General features: G+C 72.2%; 17 protein-coding genes. 4 read left to right on the top strand and 13 right to left on the bottom strand.

Going from position 1 to position 18603, the window contains the following annotated elements:
• Positions 1 to 764: 764 nt before the first annotated feature.
• On the bottom strand, positions 765 to 1397 hold the full coding sequence (locus tag ABD691_RS02235) for a TetR/AcrR family transcriptional regulator (RefSeq protein WP_344677632.1): 633 nt from the start codon (positions 1395 to 1397) through the stop codon (positions 765 to 767).
• A 120-nt stretch (positions 1398 to 1517) separates the two neighbouring features.
• Here ABD691_RS02235 and ABD691_RS02230 point away from each other — a divergent pair, with 120 nt between their 5' ends.
• Together ABD691_RS02230 and ABD691_RS02225 are read left to right on the top strand one after the other, a co-directional pair.
• Positions 1518 to 2876, top strand: a complete 1359-nt coding sequence (locus ABD691_RS02230; protein WP_344677631.1) for an MFS transporter — start codon at positions 1518 to 1520, stop codon at positions 2874 to 2876.
• A 49-nt stretch (positions 2877 to 2925) separates the two neighbouring features.
• On the top strand, positions 2926 to 3810 hold the full coding sequence (locus tag ABD691_RS02225; protein ID WP_344677630.1) for a hypothetical protein: 885 nt from the start codon (positions 2926 to 2928) through the stop codon (positions 3808 to 3810).
• Positions 3811 to 3845: 35 nt separating this feature from the next.
• Here the strand turns inward: ABD691_RS02225 and ABD691_RS02220 are convergent, their stop codons facing one another.
• The 12 genes from ABD691_RS02220 to ABD691_RS02165 all read right to left on the bottom strand — a co-directional run bounded on the left by ABD691_RS02220 (position 3846) and on the right by ABD691_RS02165 (position 15634).
• The gene (locus tag ABD691_RS02220; protein ID WP_344677629.1) at positions 3846 to 4406 is read right to left on the bottom strand and encodes a dienelactone hydrolase family protein; all 561 of its coding nucleotides are present in this window, start codon (positions 4404 to 4406) and stop codon (positions 3846 to 3848) included.
• A gap of 27 nt (positions 4407 to 4433) precedes the next feature.
• Positions 4434 to 5504 carry a VIT1/CCC1 transporter family protein gene (locus ABD691_RS02215; protein ID WP_344677628.1) on the bottom strand — a complete coding sequence of 357 codons (1071 nt, stop codon included), beginning with the start codon at positions 5502 to 5504 and terminating at the stop codon, positions 4434 to 4436.
• 50 nt (positions 5505 to 5554) lie between these two features.
• A complete protein-coding gene (locus ABD691_RS02210) occupies positions 5555 to 6655 on the bottom strand; it encodes an MCE family protein (protein WP_344677627.1) in 1101 nt (366 codons plus the stop codon).
• Positions 6655 to 7788 carry an MCE family protein gene (locus tag ABD691_RS02205; protein ID WP_344677626.1) on the bottom strand — a complete coding sequence of 378 codons (1134 nt, stop codon included), beginning with the start codon at positions 7786 to 7788 and terminating at the stop codon, positions 6655 to 6657. The genes ABD691_RS02210 and ABD691_RS02205 overlap by 1 nt, the downstream gene beginning before the upstream one ends.
• Complete coding sequence (locus ABD691_RS02200; protein ID WP_344677625.1) at positions 7788 to 8924, bottom strand: MCE family protein; 1137 nt, start codon at positions 8922 to 8924, stop codon at positions 7788 to 7790. Before ABD691_RS02200 ends, ABD691_RS02205 begins: the two co-directional genes overlap by 1 nt.
• Positions 8921 to 9928: an MCE family protein gene (locus ABD691_RS02195; RefSeq protein WP_344677624.1), complete on the bottom strand. Its 1008-nt coding sequence runs from the start codon at positions 9926 to 9928 to the stop codon at positions 8921 to 8923. Before ABD691_RS02195 ends, ABD691_RS02200 begins: the two co-directional genes overlap by 4 nt.
• A complete protein-coding gene (locus tag ABD691_RS02190) occupies positions 9925 to 10956 on the bottom strand; it encodes an MCE family protein (protein WP_344677623.1) in 1032 nt (343 codons plus the stop codon). The genes ABD691_RS02195 and ABD691_RS02190 overlap by 4 nt, the downstream gene beginning before the upstream one ends.
• On the bottom strand, positions 10953 to 12164 hold the full coding sequence (locus ABD691_RS02185) for an MCE family protein (protein WP_344677622.1): 1212 nt from the start codon (positions 12162 to 12164) through the stop codon (positions 10953 to 10955). Before ABD691_RS02185 ends, ABD691_RS02190 begins: the two co-directional genes overlap by 4 nt.
• Positions 12161 to 12976 (bottom strand): MlaE family ABC transporter permease, encoded by an 816-nt coding sequence (locus tag ABD691_RS02180; RefSeq protein ID WP_344677621.1) that lies wholly within the window; start codon positions 12974 to 12976, stop codon positions 12161 to 12163. The genes ABD691_RS02185 and ABD691_RS02180 overlap by 4 nt, the downstream gene beginning before the upstream one ends.
• A gap of 4 nt (positions 12977 to 12980) precedes the next feature.
• Positions 12981 to 13769, bottom strand: a complete 789-nt coding sequence (locus ABD691_RS02175; protein WP_344677620.1) for an MlaE family ABC transporter permease — start codon at positions 13767 to 13769, stop codon at positions 12981 to 12983.
• Positions 13770 to 13993: 224 nt separating this feature from the next.
• Positions 13994 to 14764, bottom strand: a complete 771-nt coding sequence (locus tag ABD691_RS02170) for an adenylate/guanylate cyclase domain-containing protein (protein ID WP_344677619.1) — start codon at positions 14762 to 14764, stop codon at positions 13994 to 13996.
• A gap of 15 nt (positions 14765 to 14779) precedes the next feature.
• On the bottom strand, positions 14780 to 15634 hold the full coding sequence (locus tag ABD691_RS02165) for an SDR family NAD(P)-dependent oxidoreductase (protein ID WP_425564939.1): 855 nt from the start codon (positions 15632 to 15634) through the stop codon (positions 14780 to 14782).
• A 38-nt stretch (positions 15635 to 15672) separates the two neighbouring features.
• Here ABD691_RS02165 and ABD691_RS02160 point away from each other — a divergent pair, with 38 nt between their 5' ends.
• Entirely contained in the window at positions 15673 to 16317 is a 645-nt protein-coding gene (locus ABD691_RS02160) for a TetR/AcrR family transcriptional regulator (protein ID WP_344677618.1), read from the top strand.
• A 75-nt stretch (positions 16318 to 16392) separates the two neighbouring features.
• Positions 16393 to 18369: an SDR family oxidoreductase gene (locus ABD691_RS02155; RefSeq protein WP_344677617.1), complete on the top strand. Its 1977-nt coding sequence runs from the start codon at positions 16393 to 16395 to the stop codon at positions 18367 to 18369.
• Positions 18370 to 18603: the final 234 nt, after the last annotated feature.

The following is an 18603-nucleotide window of genomic DNA, read 5'->3' as shown; positions in this document are numbered from 1 at the left end:
CGTGCAGTCCGAAAACGACTCCGTTGACACGAGTGGAGCAGCGCGCCCACGTACCGTGGCCCGCCAATTGGTACAAGCGGGTGCGCGAAAGGCAGTAGCGGACGCGTACTAATGGCCTTACCGACAGCCGCGCAAGCGGCGGATCGGGTGATGGTCGCGGATTTCGAATTCCGGGCCCGGGAGCCAAGGCCGTTCGGACAACCAAGAACCCAAGATGTTCGAGTAGTCAAGACCGTTCGGGTGACTGTACGGTCTGTTTCCACGATGCTAACGTCGCCGTTGTCGGCCCGAGACCGATCCGGAACCACCGGTCGACCGGAGCTGATCCCCTGAACCACCAAGCGGCCGCCGCCGACAATTCCCTTTCTCCTTTACCGGAATCATCCCGCACCCCGTCACGACCAGGAGAGTGGTATTCCCCGTGTCCACGACGAATCCGGCCGAGCTCGCAGGGCCGCGCAGCGCGAGAACAACGCGGACGCACCGGTAGCGACGGCCGTTGCGCCCGCGAGTGAGGAGGTGACGCAGGAGGACGACCAACAGCAAGTCCACTGAGGACAACCAGGAGCGCGCCGACCGGGAAACACCCCTTCCCAGTCCCGGTCGGCGCGACTCTGCCAGATCTGTCCACTCAGGACGATTCAGGCACGGATCTGGCCGTCGGACATTTGACCCCGGCGAGAATCTCCGGTCACGGAGGGAAGATCCCGCCCGCGGCGGAAAGATCCAGCCGCACAGCAACGAATCAGCCGCGGCAGGAACACTCAGCCGCAGTAGGAACCCAGCCCCGAACCGAGCAGCTCGAAAGCCCGGTTCGCATCCTTGACCGCCGCCGGATACCGCTTCCGCGCGCTCTCCCCCGCCGCCAGCCGCTCGTAGTTCTCCAGCGCCAGCAGCCGCTGCACGGCGACGATCTGCCCGGCCGCGAGCCGCGCCACGAGATCACCGGAGCCGACGGCGTCGCGCAACGCCTCCGCCAGCAGTTCCGTCGAGCGGTCGGTGAACCGGGACAGCCGCGCGACCAGACCCGGCGTTCCGTAGAGAAGCCGGTTGTACGCCAGGACTTCTTCCTCGTCGCTGAGCCCCGTGATCGGGTCGCGCTCCTTCAGGCCGCGCAGGTGGTGCTCGCGCAGCGCGTCCAGCGGCGCCTGGCCGCCCGGGCGTTCCCGCACGACCCGGGCGGCTTCGTCGACGTGGTCGGCGAAGCGGTGCAGGACCAGGTCCTCCTTGGTCGGGAAGTAGCTGAACAGCGTCGGCTTGGAGACCTCGGCCGCCGCCGCGACCTCGGCGACCGGGACCCGGTCGAACCCCGACTCCAGGAACAGCCGGATCGCGGCGTCCGAGATCGCCCGGCGCGTTCGCTCCTTCTTGCGGGCCCGCAACCCCTGCTCGCTCATCCCGCCAGGCTACCCGGGAACCAGACCAGGGCAATCATCTGCCTTGGATAATTTTTTGACTCGGTTAAGTTATTGCTGGCATGCTGCTGCGCACCGACCGAGCGAGGGAGACATCGACCGATGACCACGACAGCCCCCACCGCGGGGACCGCCCACCGGCCGTGGTGGGGTTTCACGCTGATCAGCGCGGCGCAGCTGATGGTGTTGCTGGACACGACGATCGTGAACATCGCCCTGCCCTGGGCGCAGCGCGATCTGGGGCTTACCGACGGCGACCGGCAGTGGGTCGTGACGGCCTACATGCTCGCCTTCGGCTCGCTGCTGCTGCTCGGCGGGCGCATCGCCGACGCGCTCGGGCGCAGGCGCAGCCTGCTGATCGGGGTGATCGGCTTCGGCCTCGCCTCGGCCGCCGGTGGCGCCGCGAACGGCGCCGTCATGCTGATCGCCGCCCGCGCCGCGCAGGGCGCGTTCGCCGCACTGCTCGCGCCGTCGACCATGGCGTTGCTCGCCGCGCTGTTCACCGGCCAGCGCGAGCGCGCCCGCGCGCTCGGCCGCTTCAGCGCGGTCGCCGGAGCCGGCGGGGCGCTCGGCCTGGTCCTGGGCGGTGTGCTCGTCGGCTATCTGGACTGGCGCTGGTGCCTCTACGTCAACGTGCCGATCGCGGCGCTGGTCGCGGTGCTGACCCCGGTGCTGCTGCCGGACCTGCCTGGACATCGCGGAGTCCGCCCCGACCTGATCGGGGCGGTGCTGGGAATCGCCGGGATGGCCGCGCTGATCTACGGTCTCGACGGCGGGGGCTCGGCCGGGCTGCTGGTCGCCGCGGTGGTGCTGCTCGCCGCGTTCGGCGTCCGCCAGGCCCGGGCGCAGCAGCCGCTGCTACCACCGCGCGTGGTCGCCGACCGCCGCCGGGCGGGAGCGCTGTCGGCCGTCGCGCTCGTCATGGCGGCGATGTTCGGGACGATGCTGGTGATGACCTACCAGTTGCAGGGCGTCATGGGTTTTTCACCGCTGGCGACCGGAATCGCGATCCTGCCGGGTTCCGCGCTGACGATGCTCACCGCGTCGCAGGTCTCCGGCAGGCTGCTGCCGCGCACGGGCGCGCGCCCGCTGGTGGTGCCGGGAATGCTGCTCACCGCGTGCGGGCTGGTGTGGCTGGCGCAGCTGACGCCGGACAGCACCTACCTGTCGGCGATCCTGCCCGCACAGGTGCTGTTCGGGATCGGCGCGGGCCTGGTCATGACCCCGAGCATCGGCACCGCGCTGACCGGGGTCGCGCCGGAGGACTCCGGCGTCGCCTCCGCGCTGCTGAGCACCGCGCAGCAGATCGGCGGTTCGGCGGGCATCACGCTGATGAACGCCGTCGCGGCAGCGGCGGCGACCCAGGTGCACGGCCACTCCATGGCGGCGTACTGGGGCGCGGGACTCGCGCTGGCCGGGGCCGTCCTCGCCGCACTGCTGCTCGGCAGGCGGGCTGACTAGCCGCTGCGGCGGAGCCGTTATCCTGCTTGGCCCGAGGTGAGGAGGACGCGTGGTACAGCTACGGGACTGGCCGATCAACGTCATCCCGCGCAACAGCGGGGACGTGGCGCAGGCCGTCGAGCTGCTGTGCTCGCGCGTGCACTGGAACGACGCCAACCGCCGTGTCCTGGAGCGGCTGCTCGAACCGTGGTTCGCCGAGGGCTGGCACGTGCAGGCCGTGCTGCACGCGCTCGACCACCGCCCGGACGGCAGTCCGCAGGCGCGGCGCGGCAAGAACGAGACCGCCGACGAGTTCACCCGCAACCGCCTGCGGCACTGGTACGACGAGTCGCCGCAGGCGGAGACGGCCCATTCCAAGCTGCCGCCGCCCAGACCCGGGCTGGAGTTCGGCCGGTACCTGGTCCTGCAGCAGGAACGGCAGCGGCGCGAGGCGCCCCGATCCGCTCCGCGGCTGACCGAACGCGGCGAGCAGGCGCGCGATCGCGCCCGGCGCGCCGCCCGCACCCGGGTCGATCCGGTGCAGCGCGGCCGGGACCAGGACGAGCGGGTCCGGGCCGCGATGGACAGCCTGCTCCCGCCCGGAGCGACCGAGCCGGTCCGGCTGCCCGCCGACGCACCACGCGCCCGGCTGCGCGATTCCACCCGCGACATCGCCGACTTCGCGGCGCGGCGCTCGCTCGTCCGCAGCGACCCCCGCGTCCGGCGCTGCGTGCAGGAGATCGCCGACGGCGGCGGGAAACCGACCCGCGAGCAACTCCAGGTGCTGCGCGGCGCGGTGTTGCAGGCGCGGCAGAACGCGCGCCTGGCGTCGCTGGACGCCGCGACGCCGGGTCCCGAGCTGACCCCGGAAGCCCAGCGGATCCTGGATTTCCTGGACAACGTCATCGACGTCGGCAACACGGTCGATGCCACCCTCGCCGCGCTGGAGCGGTGACCCGGCCGCCGACGTCCACCCGAGGAAGTCCGGCCCTACCCGAGGAAGTCCAGCACCCGCCGCCAGGTCAGCTCGGCGGCTGCCGGGTCGTGGTCCGGCAGCTCGGGGTCGATGTAGAAGTGCCCGGCGCCCGGATACCGGAAGATCTCCAACGCGACTCCGGATTCCCGGGCCGCCCGGCGGAGGCCGGCGACGCGTTCGGGTGGCGCGAACTCGTCCGGCTCCGCGGCGTGCAGCTGCATCCTGAGACCGGCGGGAACCCGGGCCGGAAGCTCGACAGCGGCGTGCAGCAGGACAACCGGCCCGGCCGCAGGGCGTTCGGACAGCAGATTGGCGACGACACCGGATCCCATGGACACCCCGACGAACGCGGTCCCTTCCGGCATGTCCTCGACTGCCTGGCGGGCGCGTCGCACCACGACGTCCCAGCCCGTCCGGTCCAGCAGCCGGAACCCCTCGTCGAGGGTCGCCGCGGTCTGGCCGTCGAAGAGGTCGGGCGTGACGACCTCGTGTCCGGCTTTGCTCAAGCGTTCGGCGGCGAGACGTTCGGCAGAACGCAGACCGAGAACCGAGTGGAACAGCGCAACGTGGGCCATGCCGACATCATGCCCTCACCCGCCGACCTAGCCCACAGCAGCGCCGAATGCCAGGCCGAGCAAGTAAGTGGCCGCTGCGGCACCCAAGCCGATGGCGAGCTGCCGCATGGCGCGTGAAAGCGGTGCTGCGCCGGAAAGAACCCCAGCGGTCGCACCGGTGAGCATCAGCGCGCAGCCAACGAGCACGACAGCCACCACGACGGCTGCCGACCCGTGGAGACCAAACAGGAACGGCAGAACCGGAATCGCCGCGCCCGAGGCGAAGAAGCAGAAGCTCGACAGCGCCGCGTGCACCCCGCTGCCGACCACTTCGTGACCGTCCTCTTCGGACTCCGCAGTCCGGGGTTCGGTGCCACCGCTGCGCAACATCGCGTCGGCGCGACGCTTGGCTTCCTCAGCCGACATGCCACGGGCTCGGTAGACCAGGGCGAGTTCGTTCGCGTCGACATCCAGGTGCGGCACGACCGCCCGAGCCGCGCGGTCCGGCCGGGACGCGGCGAGCAGTTCCCGCTGCGAGCGCACCGAGATGTATTCCCCGGCGCCCATCGACAACGCGCCGGAGAGCAGCCCGGCCAGGCCGGTGAGCAGCACGGCACTGGTGGTGACACCGCCGCCGGTGACGCCGAGGACCAGGGCGAGGTTGCTGACCAGACCGTCGTTCGCGCCGAACACGGCCGCCCGGAACGACCCGGACACCCGCGCCCGGCCGCGCGCGGCGAGCCCCCGCACGACCTCGGCGTGGATGCGCTCGTCGGCCGCCATCGCACGGGTCGCATCGGCGTCGATGTCGTAGACCGACCGGCTTTCCGCCCGCTGCGCGAGCGCGAGGACGAACACCGAACCGAACCGCCGGGCCAGCAGCACCAGCAGCCGCATCCGGAGATCGCCCCGCCGCTCCGGCCCGATCCGGTCCCCGAGCAGGTTCTTCCAGTGCGCGGCGTGCCGTTCCTCGGCCTCGGCGAGCCCGAGCAGGATCTCCCGCTCCTCCCCGGTGCGGCGATCGGCCAGGGACCGGTAGACCTCGGCCTCCTCGCGCTCGTCGGCCAGCCTGCGCTGCCAGCGGCGCACGTCCCTGCGGTGTGGTGCGTGGTCGGTCACCCGCACAGGCTCTCAGGGCCTCGTGGCAGCCACCACTCAGGCGTGCCGCTTTAGGGCACGTTCTGCGCACCCCGGACGTTGGTCGGGCTCCCCGGCGGTTCCGCGCAGTACGCGTACTGGTTAGCCGGTGCGGGACTGAGATCGTCCCCCGGCCGCTGGACGGTACTGCCGTACCCCCGAGTGCACACCAGCGGATTGAAGACGTTGAGCACGAGTCCGAAGTGGGCGCGCCCGTCGCCGGGCAGCACGCTGTCGGCCGCGGCCATCGCCGGAGGCATCGTGACCAGCGCCTGCTCCAGCCCGTCGAGCCGCGTCTCGACGATGTGCGAAGTGCTGAGCAGGTTCGCCAGGACGATCCCGAGGTCCGGGCCCGACTCGCGCACGACCTCGGCGGTCAGCCGGGCGGCGTCCGGCGCGGCCGCGATCGCCGCGCGCAGGGCCGGGTCCGACTCGCGGACCGTGGCCGCCAGCGCCCGCAGGTCGCGGCCGAAGGTCAGCAGGTGCTCGGACTCCGAGCGCTGCGTGTCGAGCGCGGTGCGGCCCGCGGCCAGCAGATCAGTGGTCTGCGGCAGGTGGTCGGTGGCGGCGGTGGTGAACGAGTGCGCGCTGTCGAGCAGCGTGCGCAGCTGAGGGCCGGCTCCGGTGAACGCGGTGTCGAGTTCGTCGACGACCGTGCGCAGCGAGTCCTGCGGGACGCTCGCGGCCAGGGAGTCGAGGTGCGCCACCAGCATCTCCGGCGGCAGCGGGACCGACGTGTCGGCGCTGCGGATCACCGAACCGTCGGCGAGGAACGGGCCCTCGGCAGTGCGCGGGCGCAGGTCGACGTACTGCTCCCCCACCGCCGACCGGTTCGCCACCACGGCTTCGGTGTCGGCGGGGACCGGCGGCGCGTCGGGGTCGATGTCGAGCTGGGCCTCCACCCCGTCCGCGGTCAGCCGCAGCTCCCCGACCCGCCCGACCGGCACCCCCCGGTAGGTGACCTCGGCGTGCGTCGAGAGGCCACCCGACTCGGCGAGCTGGGCGACGACCACGTGCCCGCGCGGTCCGGCCAGCCGGTCCAGGCCCGCGTACCGCCCGCCGACGTGGACCACGCCGACGAACGCGACGAGCAGGAAGATCCCGATCTGCACCTTGATCTTCTTCGGCAGCATCACAGCCCTCCGAGCAGATCGTCGAGCAGCGGCAGGGGCCGGGGCTCGGCCGGTGGCAGCGGCAGGGGCGGCAGCGGCAGGGGCAACGGCGGGGGTTCGATCGGCGGGCGCAGGACGTCAGGCGGCTCGTGGACCGGAGTCCGGGACTCGGCGAGGTTGCCCAGCACGCTCCCCAGTTCCAGGTCGAGTTCGATGTCGGCGTTCATGTAGTCGCCGCGGACCGCCTCGGTCGAGTAGTCGGTGAAGGGCGGGGTGAGCAGCACTTCCAGGCTCTTCGGCAGGCTCTCCCCCGCCCTGCCGAGCTCCCGCAGCGTGGGCACCAGCGCGTGCAGGTCCGCGACGATGTCGTCTCGGCTGCGGTGGACGGTGTCGACCGCGACATCGGACAACCTGTCGACCGACTGCAGCATCGCGACCAGTTGACCCCGTTGCTCGTCGAGCACCTCGATCCCGGGGCCGATTCCGTCCAGTGTGGTCACGATGTCGTCGCGCTGCCCCGCCAGCGAAGCCGAAAGCCGGTTCAGCTCGTCGATGGCGCGCGTGATGTCGTTCTTCTGCGCGTCCAGCGATCCGACGAAGGTGTCCACATTGGATAGCAGTGCGCGCAGGTCCTCCTCGTTGCCCGACAACGCCGCGTTGACCTCCCCGACGATGTCGTGCACCCGGCCGATACCGCCGTTGAGCAGCATCGACAGCGCGCCCAGCACCTCCTCCACCTGCGGGTTCCTGCCGGTGCGCTCCAGCGGGATGACCGCGCCGTCGCCCAGTTCGCCGGCCTCCGGGCGCTCGGGCCGCACCAGCTGGACGTACTTCTCCCCGAGCAGGCTGGACTGCCTCAGCTGCGCTCCCGCGTTGCTCGCCAGCCGCACGTCACCGTGCACCAGCATGCTCACCTCGGCGGTCCAGCCGTCCGGCGCCAGCCGCACCGACTCGACCCGCCCGACCGCGACGTCGTTGACCTTCACGCTCGCCTGCGGCACCAGGTCGAGCACGTCGGCGAACCGCGCGGTGACCCTGCGCGGATCGGTTCCCACGTCTGCCCCACCGGGCAGCGGCAGGTCCGCGACACCGCAGGAGGCAACCCCGCAGGATGTCGCCAGCAGGACCGCCGCGAGCGGTACCCGCCACCGCATCACCGCCCACCTCCCAGCGGGAGCGGCGGGAGGTCGCCCCGGAACACCTCGTCGAGCAGCTCCGCCGGAGGCGGCACCCCGTCGAGCACCGGGGCGAGCCGGTCGCAGGTCGCGGCCAGCTCCGGCGGCAGCTGCCCCGGTGCCGCCCGGCGCAGCGCCTTGCACAGGATCACCACCGGCGGGTGGTTGAGCTCGTTGGGGTTGACCCGCACGCCGAGCGTCCCGGAAGCCGGGTCGTAGGCGTTGTTGAGGTTGGAGAGCCCGGCGGGGATGACGTCGAGCAGTTCGGCCAGCGCGGACCGCTGCCGCCCCAGCACCGAGGTGATCTCGGCGAGGTCGTCCACATCGGTCCGGATGCTCTCGCGGTTGTCCTCGACGAACCCGCGGACCTCGGTCAGCGCCGGGCCGAGCTGGGCCAGCGCTGCGGCCAGCTCCTCGCGCTCCCCGGCCAGGAAGCCCGTCGCGTCGGCGAGCTGCGCGCCGAGCCCGCGCACCAGCTCGTCGCTGTCGGCCAGCGTGCGGGTGAAGGTCCGCAGCTGGTCCACCGAAGCGAACAGGTCCTCCTGCGAGCCGGACAGCGTCGACGCCGCCGCACCGAGCTCCCGGATCGTCTCCCCCAGCCGCTGCCCGTTGCCGTCGAGGTTGCGGGCGGCGGTGTCCAGCGCGGCCGACAGGTCGCCCTCGCGGTTGGCGCCGTCCGGGCCGAGCGCGACGGCGAGCTCGTCGAGGCTGCGCGCCAGCTCGTCGACCTCCACCGGCGTCGCGGTCCGCTCGCGCGGGATCACCGCGCCGTCGCCGATCTCCGGCCCCTCCCGGTACACCGGGGTCAGCTGCACGTACCGGTCGCTGACCAGACCGGACGCGGTGGCGACCGCCCGCGCGTCAGCGGGGATCGCGATGTCCGGTTCGACCAGCATGTCCACCCGGACCTGCGTGCCTTCCGGCAGCACGTGCGTCACGCTGCCGACCTTCATGCCGAGCACCCGCACGTCCGATCCCGGATACATCCCGACAGCGGCGCCGAAGTACGCGGTGATCCGAGTGCCCCGCTGCTCCTCCTGGCTCCACCAGAGCACGCCTCCGAGCAGGAGGACCAGCGCGCAGGCCAGGGCGGTGAGCTTGCTCAGCGGGGTCATCCCGGCGCTCCGATCTGCCCGGCGACGGGCGGCTCGCAGCCCTGCGGGTTCATCGATCCGAACCCGGTCTCGACGGTCGGCGGGAGCAGCCCGCACACGTAGGCGTCGAACCAGCGGCCGTTGCCGAGCATGTTGGTGAACAGCCGCGCGAAGGGGGCGAGCCGTTGGAGCCCCCGGTCCAGGTTCTCCTGGTTCTGCCGGAGGATCGCGGTGATCCGGCCGAGGCTGTCCAGCGCGGGGCGGAGCTGGGCGCTGTTGTCGGCCACCACGCCGCGCACTTCCTCCGACAGCCGCGAGACCCCGGCCAGCAGTGCGCTGATGGCGTCCTTGCGGAACCGGATCTCCTCCAGCAGGGCGTTCCCGTCGGCCAGCAGGCGGCGCAGCTCGCCGTCCCTGGCCGCGAGCGTCCCGCTGATCTGCCGGGCGTTGCCGAGCAGCCGGCCCAGGCTCTCGTCGCGGGACGCGATCGTCCGCGACAGCGCCGAAAGACCGCGCAACGCCTCGCCCACGTGGCGCGGGCTGCCCGCGAAGGTCTGCGACATCACCTCGAAGCTCTGCGCGAGCCGCGCGGTGTCGATCTGCTCGACCGCGCCGGCGAGCCCGGAGAACGCGTCGTTGATGTCGTAGGGCGACCGCGTCCGGCTCGCCGGGATCGGTCCGTCCAGTTCGGACTCGCCGAGCGGGTCCAGCGCCAGGTACTTCTGGCCCAGCAGCGTCTTGATCTCGATGGAGGCCGTGGTGCGGTCGCCGAGCCACGCGTCCGGCACCCGGAAGTCGACCCGCACGTGGTCGCCCTCCAGCTCCATCGCCGTGACCGAGCCCGCCTTCACCCCGGCGATGCGGACCTCGTCGCCGGGGCTCAGCCCGGCCGCCTCGGTGAAGTGCGCGGTGTGGTTCCGGCCGCCGATCAGCGGGATGTCCTCAAGGAAGAACACGGCCACCAGCAGGGTCGTCAGGACCGCGAGTCCGACGGCCCCGGTCCGGGCGGGGCGGGCGGTGGTCATCGGCACCTCTCCGGGGTATCGGTGGCGGGCAGCGGCAGGATCGGCAGCTCCACGCCCGCATCGGCGATCCCGGCGCGGCCGGAGGCGCGGCAGAGGTAGAAGTTGAACCAGGACCCGTAGGTCGCGGGCCGCATGACGGTGTTGAGCTTGTCCGGCAGGTTCTCGGCGAACCGGCGCACCAGCTCCTCGTGGTCGCCGAGGTTGCGGGACAGCACGCCGAGCCCGGCGATGTCGTCGCGCAGCGGTCCCCTGCCCTCGGCCAGCAGGCCCGCGGTCGCGCCGGTCAGCTCGGCGATGCCTGCCATCGCCTCCCCGATCGGACGCCGGTCCCCGGCCAGGCCGGTGACCAGCTGCTGGGTCTGCGCGAGCACGCCCGAGAGCTGCTCGCCGCGCGAGTTCACCGCGCCCAGCACGGTGTTGAGGTTGGCGACGACCTCTCCGATCACCCGGTCGCGCTCGGCGATCGTGGAGGTCAGCGACGCGATCCGGCCGAGCAGCCCCTCGACGGTGCCGCCCTCGCCCTGCAACACCTCGATGATCGCCTGGGAGAGCTCGTTGACGTCCTTCGGCGACAGCGCCTGGAACAGCGGCTTGAACCCGTTGAACAGCACGGTCAGGTTCAGCGCCGGCCTCGTCCGCTCCACCGGGATCGTGCTGCCCTCCGGCAGCATCTCGCCCGGCGGGCCGGACCCGCGGTCGAGCGCGAGGTAGCGCTGGCCGATCAGGTTGCGGTACTTGACGGTCCCGGTCACCGAGGCGGGCAGCAGCCTGCGGTCGTGGAGGGCGAACTCGACCTCGGCCAGCCTGCGGTCCACGATGCGGATCGAGCGCACCTGCCCGGCCGGCACCCCGGCGATCCGCACGTCGTCACCCTCGTTCAGACCGGTGACGTCGGTGAACCTGGCCAGGTAGTGCGAGTCCGGACCCAGCCGCGTGCCTGCCATCGTCACCCCGAGGAAGGTCGTCGCGGTCACCGCGACCAGCACGAACGCGGTCAGCTTCAGCACGGTCGGCAGCAGCTTCGTCACCGCAGCACCACCTCCGCCCCGCGCAGCGCCGGACCGGCCAGCAGCCCGCTCCACTGCGGAACGGGCCCGGGAGCCATCGCCGGGGCGAGCACGGCGTCCAGCGGCAGCGGTCCCGGTGGTGGTGCCGAACCGTCCTCGGTCGGGTGCTCCGGAGAATCGCCCGGGGTGTCGGCGATGCAGCGCGGTCCGCGCCTGTCCTCCCACCGGAAGGCATCGCGGCCGGGGACGTACTTGCCGCGGTTCGTGGTGATCTCCACCGTGAACCGGGCGGAGCGCGGCGTGTCGGTGCCCTTGCCGAAAGCCTCGTCCAGGCGCGGGACCATCCCGGCGATCGACTCCAGCACGCACTCGTACTCCGGGGCGTACGCGGCGAGCAGTTCGAGCGCGGGACGTGACGAGGACGCGAGGTCGACCATGATTTCCCCGTTGTCGCGCAGGAATCCGCTGGTCTCGTCGGCTGCCGCGGTCGTCGCGGTGAGCAGCTTGTCGACGTTTCCCCGCTGTTCGGCCAGGGTCCTGCTCGTGGTGGTCAGATCGCGCAACGCGGCAAGCAGATCCGGAGCCGCGTTGGAGTAGGTGCGGGAGACGTCGGCGATCCCCCTGAGATCGGCGGCCAGGTCCGGCAGCGCCGGGTTGACGCCCGCCAGCAGGTGGTTCAGCTCGACCAGGGTGGCACCCAGCCTTTCCCCGTTTCCTTCCAACGCCATCGCGACCGAGTTGATCGCGGAGGTGAGCTTGTCCGGCTGGACCGCCCGCAGGACCGGGAGCAGATCGCTCATCAGCTTCTCCAGCTCGACCGCGGATTCGGTGCGGTCCTGCGCGATCACGTCGCCGTCGGCCAGCGCGGGCTGTCGGGTACCGGCCGGCAGCAGGAGGTTGACGTACCGCTCGCCGAACAGCGTCTTGGGCAGCAGCCGCGCCGAGACGTCGCGGGGGATCATCGCGGCCTGATCCGGGTCCAGCGCGAGGTCGAGTTCGGCCCCGGCGGCCGACGCGCGGATGTCGCGGACCTCGCCGACGATGACCCCGCGCACCTTCACGTCGGCCGCTTTCCCCAGCTGGTTGCCGACGTGGTCGGTGCGCAGCGTGACGCGCACGGCCGGGGTGAACGCCTTCTGGTAGACCGCCACCATCATCGCCAGGAACAGCACCACCACGGTCAGGAACCCGACCCCGGCCACCTGCCTGCGAACCCGGTAGGAGTTCATCCGGAGATCCGGACGGTCGTGGTCGAGCCCCAGATCGCCAGGCTCAGGAAGAAGTCCAGCAGCGTCAGCGTGGTGATCGCGGTGCGCACCGCCCGGCCCACCGCGGCGCCGACCCCGGCCGGGCCGCCGGTCGCGCGGTAGCCGAAGTAGCAGTGCACGAGGACGATCACCACCGCGAACAGCAGCACCTTCGCGAACGACCACAGGACGTCCTGCGGCGGCAGGAACAGCGTGAAGTAGTGGTCGTAGGTGCCCGCCGACTGGCCGTAGAAGGAGACCGTGATGAGCCTGGACGCGAGGTAGGACGACAGCAGGCCCAGGACGTAGAGCGGGATCACCGCGAGGAACCCGGCCAGCACCCTGGTGGTCACCAGGAAGGGCAGGCTCGGCACCGCCATCACCTCCAGCGCGTCGACCTCCTCGGAGATCCGCATCGCCCCCAGCTGGGCGGTGAACCCGCAGCCGACCGTGGCCGACAGCGCGAGCCCCGCCGCCAGTGGCGCCACCTCGCGGGTGTTGAAGTAGGCGGACATGAACCCGGTCAGGGTGTCGGTGCCGAGCTGTTCGAGCGCGGCGTAGCCCTGCATCCCGACGACGGTGCCGGTGAACAGGGTCAGCCCGACCATCACGCCGAGCGTGCCGCCGATCACCGCCAGCGCGCCGCTGCCGAAGGTGACCTCGGCCAGCAGCCGGACGATCTCGCGGCCGTACCGCACGACCGCGCGCGGCGCCCAGGCCAGCGCGCGCAGGTGGAAGATCGCCTGGTCGCCCAGCGACTCCAGGCGGCGCAGCGGGCCGTCGACCGGGGTCATGGCCTCACATCCCCCTGGGTGGCACGAGTTGCAGGTACGCGGCCGTCAGCACGACGTTGACCAGGAACAGCAGCAGGAACGTGATGACCACCGCCTGGTTCACCGCGTCGCCCACGCCCTTCGGCCCGGGCGCGGGCCGCAGGCCGCGGTGCGCCGCCACCACTCCGGCGACGAAGCCGAAGACCACCGCCTTGATCTCCCCGATCCACAGGTCCGACAGCTGCGCGAGGGACGCGAAGCTCGACAGGTAGGCGCCCGGAGTGCCGTCCTGCATGATCACGTTGAAGAAGTAGCCGCCCGCCACGCCGACCACGCTGACCACGCCGTTGAGCAGCACGGCCACGAACATCGCGGCCAGCACACGCGGCACCACCAGCCGCTGGACCGGCGAAATGCCCAGCACCTCCAGCGCGGAGATCTCCTCGCGGATGGCCCGCGCGCCCAGGTCGGCGCACATCGCCGAGCCGCCCGCACCCGCGATCAGCAGCGCGGTCACCAGTGGACTGGCCTGCTGGACGGTCGCGAGCACGCTGGCCGCGCCGGTGAACGACTGCGCCCCGATCTGCTTGGTCAGCGATCCGATCTGGAGCGCGACCACCGCACCGAAGGGGATCGCCACCAGCGCGGTGGGCACGATGGTCACGCTGGCGACGAACCAGGACTGCTGCACGAACTCGCGCACCTGGAACGGCCGGGCGGGCATGGCCCGCAGCACCGCCCAGGTCAGGGCGAACAGCTCCCCGCTCTCGCGGAGCACTCCACCGTGAGTCCCGGTCCTGGCCGTCGTTCCCATGCCACCTCCGCAGTGCGGTCAACGCGTTGCGGCGTGTTCCCGGTCACGGTAACGATCAGTCGGCGCACCTGCGAAGACGCGACGGCGAAGTTCGCCGGGACAGCCCAATTGCGCCGTTCGGGCCACCGGTTCGGATCCTGGCCAGCGGTGTCGGCTGGCTGATGAAGCACGTGGGTCCGGTGTCGAGCACTTGGACGGCGACGACTACCGCCTTCCCGCAGAGCTCAGGTCCGGACCGAGAAGACCTGGACGTCGTCGGGAACTCCCTTGGCGCGGAAGAAGATCCTGCGCCGCAGCCGCAGGTCCGCGTCGCCCAGCCGGTCCCGGACCGCATTGGAGATCAGCACTTCGCCCGGTCCCGCCGCGGCGGCGACCCGCGCGGCGATGTTGACGTCGCGGCCGAAGTAGTCCTCCCCCAGCTCCCGCGGACGGCCCACGTGCACCCCGGCCCGCAGTCGCAGCCGGTGCCCGTCCACCACGACGCCCTCGACCGCATCGGCCGCGGCGAGCCCGGCGGCCACCGCGTCAGCGGCGTACGGGAAGACCGCCATCAGCCCGTCGCCGAGCCGTTTGACCACCCGGCCGCGCCGCTGGACCAGCGGCTCGACCGCGATGCCGACCTTGCGCAGCATCTCCACCGCGACGTCGTCGCCGACCTGGAGGGTCCAGTCCGAGAACCCGGCGAGGTCGGTGAACAGCACCGCCATCTCCTGGTCGGCGGCGTCCGCGGGCTGGCTGCCCGCGTGCGCCTGGAGGACCTGGAGCGCGCCGAACCCGACCTCCCGCAGGACGCTGGGCTGCCGGGCGGCCAGCGCGGTGAGCCGCCGCGACAGCGGGGTTCCGGGCGCCCCGACCGACAGCGGATCGCCGTAGCCGGCGTCGCCGGGGAGGCGCAGCCGCACCCATTCCGCCAGCGCGACCAGCCACGGATCGCCGTCGACCCGCCGCGCGAAGGTGCGCAGCCGGGCACCGAGCCGCTTGCGGTCCTCCCCCACCGGCCCCACCGCCGCCTACTGGACGAGCCTGCGGCTGACCGCCGCCACCAACCGCTGGTAGCCGGACCCGAGCACGCGCGGCAGCGCGTCGATCACGTGGGCGTCCGGGCCGACCAGGATCCGCGCCCGGCGGCGGCTGATCCCGTCGACGATGATCTCGGCGGCGCGCTGCGGCGTCGTCCTGGCGATGGAGTCGAAGGACTTCGCGACCTTCTCCCGCTCGCCGTCGGCCACCCCGCGGGCACTGCGCGCGATGTTGGTGCGCACACCGCCCGGGTGGATGCAGGAGACGTACACCGGTGCGCGCTCGGCCAGCATCTCCTGCCGCAACGCCTCGGTGAACCCTCGCACCGCGAACTTCGAGGCGTTGTAGGCGCTCTGCGTCGGCACGCCGATGAAGCCGAAGACGCTGGAGACGTTGGCGAGGTGACCGCGCCCGGAGGCGATCAGGTGCGGCAGGAACGCCTGGCTGCCGTGCACGACGCCCCAGAAGTTGACGTCCATCACCGCGCGCAGCTGCGCCTCGCTCATCTCCCGGACCTGCGCCTTCAGCGCGATTCCGGCGTTGTTGAGCACCAGGTCCACGCCGCCGAAGTCCTCGGCCACCTGCGCGGCGTGGCCGTGCACGGCGTCCCGGTCGGTGACGTCCAGCGCGTACGCGCGGGCCCGCGCCCCGATCCGCTCACAACCGCGGACCGTTTCCTCCACAGTGGACTCGTCAACGTCGGAGGCGGCCACCGCGGCCCCCGCCCGCGCGAGCCGCAGGGCGACCGCTCGCCCGATGCCCGATCCGGCTCCGGTCACCACCGCGACCCGGCCCGTCCACGTCTCCAGCCTGGCCAACTCTGCCGCCCATCTTTGGTGGTACATGTCGTACCGGGTAATTTTGCCGTTATCGTAGCCGGGTGATGGCCCGAGTCAAGAGCGGCGGGCCGGCCGCGGTGGACGGCCGGTCGACCAGGTGGACCCAGCACCGGCAGCGCCGCCGCGCGGAGTTCGTCGACGCCGCGATAGCGGCGGTGGAACGGCACGGGCCGGACGTGCTCATCGAGCAGGTCGCCGCGGCGGCCGGGGTGCCGCGGCCGAAGCTCTACCGGTACTTCGACGGCAAGGCCGACCTCCAGCGGGCGGTCGCCGAGCGCGCGATCGAGCTGTTCGACGCCGAGATCGAGCCGCTGTGGCGGGCCGGGCTGGCGCCGGAGGAGCTGGTCCGCGGCCTGGTCACGGCCGCGCTGGACTGGATCACCGGTCATCCGCACCTCTACCGGTACCTCCAGCACGACATCGGCGGAACCGGCGCCTACGCGCAGGGGCGCAGCGCGCTGCGCGCGCAGGTGACCAGCGTGGTCAACGCCCACCCGGACGCCGCGGGTCATCCCGCCGCCGAGGCGCTGGCGGCGGGCCTGGTCGGCATGGTCGAGGCGGCCGTGGACCAGTGGCTCACCAACCCGGCGGGCATGAGCCGGGCGGAACTGGACGACGAGCTGGTGCGGTGGATCTGGGCCGTGCTGAGCGATCTGGCCCGCCGGCACGGCGAGGGGCCGATCGCGTAGTTCCGCCCGGAGCCGGGCAAATAGGTGGTACACGGATTCCCACATATCCTGCTACGGTTCCCGCGGGAGGCTGGCATGAGCAGGTACTTCGTCACCGGCGCGACGGGTTTCCTCGGCCGAAGGCTGGTCCACCGGCTGGTGGAGCGGCCCGACTGCGAGGTCGTGCACGTCCTGGTCCGCGCCCAGTCCCGGCACCGCGTCGCCGAGCTCTTCGACTCGCCGCGCGTGGTCGCCGTCGTCGGCGACCTCACCGCGGACGGGCTCGGCATCCACCCGCTCCCGGACCCGCCCGACCACGTGCTGCACCTCGGCGCGATCTACGACTTCACCGCCGACGACGCCGAGGTCCGCGCGGTCAACGTCACCGGCACCCGCAACGTGGTCGCCTTCGCCGCGGCCACCGGTGCGCGCTGGCTGCACCACGTCTCGTCCATCGCGGTCGCCGGTGACCACAGTGGATGGTTCGCCGAATCCGACTTCCAACTCGGGCAGAACCTCACTTCCCCTTACCACGAAACGAAGTTCGCCGCCGAGCGCATCGTGCGGGAGGAGTCCGCCGTCGCCTACCGCGTCTACCGCCCGGCGGTCGTCGTCGGGGACTCCGGGACCGGCGAGATGGACAAGGCCGACGGGCCGTACTACTTCCTGCCCGCGATCTCGCGCCTGGCGCGGCTGCCCTCGCGGATCCGGTTGCCGGGCGTGGTTTCCGGCCGGACCAACATCGTCCCCGTCGACTACGTCGTCGCCGCGATGGACCACCTGATCCACGCCGACGCCGCGCCGGGCTCGACCTACCACCTGGCCGCACCGCGTTCCCAGCCGCTCCACGAGGTTTACAACGCGTTCGCCAGGGCAGCGGGGGCGCCGAAGATGCTCCCGACACCTGTGCCGGACAGCGTGCGCGGACTCGGACGGCGCACCACCAACGCGATCGACCGGCTCCCTCGCGGACGCGCGGCCCGTCACGCCGTGCTGAGCGAGCTGGGCGTTCCGCCTCAGGTCCTCCCGCACCTGCACCAGCAAGCCGACTTCGACACCACCGCGACGCGCGAGGCGCTGCGCGGGACCGGGCTCGAAGTACCCCGCTTCGCCGACTACGCCGGAAAGCTCTACGACTACTGGCACCACCACCTCGACCCGGACCGCGCCCGCTGCGACCACCCGCGCGGGCGGTTGCACGGGCGTCGCGTGCTGATCACCGGGGCGTCCTCCGGCATCGGGCGCGCGACCGCGCTGGAAGTGGCTCGGCGAGGCGGAATCCCGCTGCTGGTCGCCCGGCGCGCCGACCGGCTCGACGAGGTCGCGGCGGAGGTCGCCGGGCTTGGGGCGCGGGCCGCGACCTACCCGTGCGACCTCAGCGACCCCGGTGCCACCGACGCGCTGGTCAAGCAGGTGCTAGCCGAACACGACGGCGTCGACATGCTGGTGAACAACGCGGGCCGGTCGATCCGGCGCTCGGTGCAGCTGGCCACGGACCGCATGCACGACTACGAGCGGACCATGGCGCTGAACTACTTCGCCGCGGTCCGCCTGACGCTGGGGCTGCTCGACCACATGCGGCAGCGCCGGTTCGGCCACGTCGTCAACGTCACGACGCAGGGCCTGCAGGCCCACACGCCGCGGTTCTCCGCCTATCTCGCCTCGAAGGCGGCGCTGGAGGAGTTCGGCCGTTCGGCCGGCCGGGACACCCTCGCGGACGGCATCACGTTCAGCTCCGTCCGGCTCCCGCTGGTCCGCACCGAGATGGCGGGGGAAACCGACGCGTGGCGGGGTTTTCCGCACATGAGCGCGAAAACCGCGGCCAGGTACGTCGTGCGGGCGCTGGAGGAGCGGCCGGAGATCGTCAACGTCGGGATGCCGCCGGGAACCGCCGCCGAGATCGCCGCGCGGATCGCGCCGAGGACGATCCGCGCGGTGGCGCACCTGGCCGGTTACCAGGCGATGCGCGAAAGCGCGCCCGAAGCCCGCGACACCGCGCATCCCGGCGCGCTCCCCGCGGTCGCCGGTGCGGTCACCCGCCTGTTCTGGCGGCGGTTGCGAAGCCGCGGCTGAACCCGGCGGGGCGGTCCTGCCTGGGAGGGCGCCGAACCGCGCGTCGGGCCCAGTCCTGGCTGCGAGGCCGCTGCCGAACCGGCTGGCTCCAGTTCCGCCTGGCAGGTCGGCGCCGAACAGCTGCCCCGAGATGTCCCGGCGGAGCCGCTGCAGGACCGGGCGGTTTTGTCGCGCCTGGCGAAGCCGCAGCCGAACCGGGCAAGGCAGGCCCAGCCCCGCCCGACGGAGCCACCG

The sequence above is a fragment of the Saccharopolyspora taberi genome, from assembly GCF_039534165.1.
In the GTDB taxonomy this organism is placed as follows: domain Bacteria; phylum Actinomycetota; class Actinomycetes; order Mycobacteriales; family Pseudonocardiaceae; genus Saccharopolyspora_D; species Saccharopolyspora_D taberi.
Note: the sequence above shows the minus strand (reverse complement) of the source record. Positions and strands in the feature narration are given on the sequence as shown.